Below are 745 nucleotides of genomic sequence, written 5' to 3'. Positions count from 1 at the left end.
GAGGGCAAGGGCTCCAAGGATCGGGCCTTGATGTTACCCGAGAGCTTGGCACCCAGCCTGCGCGAGCAGCTGTCGCGTGCACGGGCATGGTGGCTGAAGGACCAGGCCGAGGGCCGCAGCGGCGTTGCGCTTCCCGACGCCCTTGAGCGGAAGTATCCGCGCGCCGGGCATTCCTGGCCGTGGTTCTGGGTTTTTGCGCAGCACACGCATTCGACCGATCCACGGAGCGGTGTCGTGCGTCGCCATCACATGTATGACCAGACCTTTCAGCGCGCCTTCAAACGTGCCGTAGAACAAGCAGGCATCACGAAGCCCGCCACACCGCACACCCTCCGCCACTCGTTCGCGACGGCCTTGCTCCGCAGCGGTTACGACATTCGAACCGTGCAGGATCTGCTCGGCCATTCCGACGTCTCTACGACGATGATTTACACGCATGTGCTGAAAGTTGGCGGTGCCGGAGTGCGCTCACCGCTTGATGCGCTGCCGCCCCTCACTAGTGAGGGCACTGTTGCAAAGTTAGCGATGAGGCAGCCTTTTGTCTTATTCAAAGGCCTTACATTTCAAAAACTCTGCTTACCAGGCGCATTTCGCCCAGGGGATCACCATAATAAAATGCTGAGGCCTGGCCTTTGAGTAGTGCACGCATCACCTCAATACCTTTGATGGTGGCGTAAGCCGTCTTCATGGATTTAAATCCCAGCGTGGCGCCGATTATCCGTTTCAGTTTGCCATGATCGCATTC

General features: G+C 58.7%; 1 protein-coding gene and 1 pseudogene. One reads left to right on the top strand and one right to left on the bottom strand.

Going from position 1 to position 745, the window contains the following annotated elements; translation table 11 throughout:
- A pseudogene (gene intI1, locus R7Q09_RS25310) lies at window positions 1-504 on the top strand (class 1 integron integrase IntI1); the annotation flags it as partial.
- A 52-nt stretch (window positions 505-556) separates the two neighbouring features.
- Here intI1 and R7Q09_RS25305 read toward each other — a convergent pair.
- On the bottom strand, window positions 557-745 hold a 189-nt coding region (locus R7Q09_RS25305), incomplete at its 5' end, for a DDE-type integrase/transposase/recombinase (RefSeq protein WP_411913119.1).

It is taken from the genome of Vibrio sp. 2130-1 (assembly GCF_033339515.1).
Note: the sequence above shows the minus strand (reverse complement) of the source record. Positions and strands in the feature narration are given on the sequence as shown.